We start from the raw sequence: 1,361 nt of genomic DNA, 5'->3' as shown, positions 1-1,361 counted from the left end.
TTTTAATTGTTAATCGTCAGTTAGAAAAGGATTAACAATTTTCGGCAGCTTCACAAATTGCATCTGCAACAGCTTCCTTAGTAGCATCAGGTACTCCAAGTAAATTAGCAAGAAGCAAGGCAACAGCACCTAGAATAATGATAAGAACTGCTCCTAAGCATTCTAACAGACCCGGTTCCATAGTCATTTATTTTCCCCCCTTTTTATATAAACTGTTCTATAAGAGGCCTCTTACAGTAAATATAGTATGTAAGAATAACGGACAAGCATAAACGAATATCTAGAAAATTAAAAAAAGGGCTACTCAAATTTGTAAATTAAAGACCCTCCTAGGCTTGCTAAGAAGATCCTTAATAAAATGGTTTTTAAATTATTTACCGTTAATCTGGATAGGGGTTGCTTCTTGAGGTAAATAGTCTTCCAGAAACCGACGACTTGCCACTAAAAATAAATTTTGTTTGGTTTTTTTCTTAGAATTTGTAGCAAACACTTTTAGATAAGGAAAGATTCCTGAAATCCTCGCGTGTAACGTATGCAAAAATTTATCATTTTTTATCATCCCAATATAATTTATGATTAGAATTCCTGGGTCTGACAGCTTTTCATTGGTAAGATTAAAAAACTCTTTTGATGTTAGGTGAGATGGAATTTCACTGCTGCTGTACGCGTCCAAAAAAATCATATCCTGAGATTGTGACCCCAGATTTTTTAAGAGCGCTTGTCCATCACCGACTAACACGTTCTTTCCTGTATGTCCAAAATACTTTTTTGATACTTCGACAACGATCGGGTCAATCTCTGCTGTTACGATATGTTTATGGGAATAAAATGAGCTGACGGTTCCAATCCCGTGACCAATTATAAATCCTTTGTTAAAATCAGATGCATAGTGATTAATTAGGTCCACTGTGATCCGACTATATGACGCGGCTAAGGCGTGTGGCTGTTCCAAATTTATTACACCCTGGATACCATCGAAAGAAAATTGAAGCATTCGAAATTTTCCTTGTGATCCTTCGTATTTCGTCCGCTCGGTAACGTAAATATTTTGATAAGAGCTTAAAGTCTTATAAACTATTGTCGAACCGTTCAGGGAAATATATCTTTCAAAAAAATCTTCATTGCTATTAATTGTATTCAAAACTTCACCTCCTATAATTGTTTACTTCAGAGTATTCATTTGGACTGGTAGTTGAGTGAATAAAAAGCATAGGACTGCAATTTATTGTGAGGTAATGAAATGGGAGATTTGAAATATTTCCTGTGGGAAAAGGATAAAAAGTCGAAAAAAGAAATTTAAATTTCCCAAACTCTGCATTATTTTAAAAGTCTAAAAAACCTTAATAAATTAGGCATTGGCG

The 1,361-nt window shown here is 34.5% G+C and carries 2 protein-coding genes; both read right to left on the bottom strand.

Annotated features, from left to right (window positions below; all coding sequences use genetic code 11):
• Positions 1–31: 31 nt before the first annotated feature.
• Positions 32–187: a hypothetical protein gene (locus V7659_RS27840; protein ID WP_186328680.1), complete on the bottom strand. Its 156-nt coding sequence runs from the start codon at positions 185–187 to the stop codon at positions 32–34.
• 183 nt (positions 188–370) lie between these two features.
• Complete coding sequence (locus V7659_RS27835; protein WP_335543309.1) at positions 371–1,141, bottom strand: spermidine synthase; 771 nt, start codon at positions 1,139–1,141, stop codon at positions 371–373.
• Positions 1,142–1,361 lie beyond the last annotated feature (220 nt).

Source organism: Neobacillus drentensis (assembly GCF_036966985.1).
GTDB lineage: Bacteria > Bacillota > Bacilli > Bacillales > Cytobacillaceae > Neobacillus > Neobacillus drentensis_E.
This window is presented reverse-complemented; position numbering and strand designations above follow the sequence as displayed.

What these genes read in the sequence shown, in the direction of transcription:
- V7659_RS27840 (WP_186328680.1), bottom strand. Translation starts at nt 187, where the DNA reads ATGACTATGGAACCGGGTCTGTTAGAATGCTTAGGAGCAGTTCTTATC.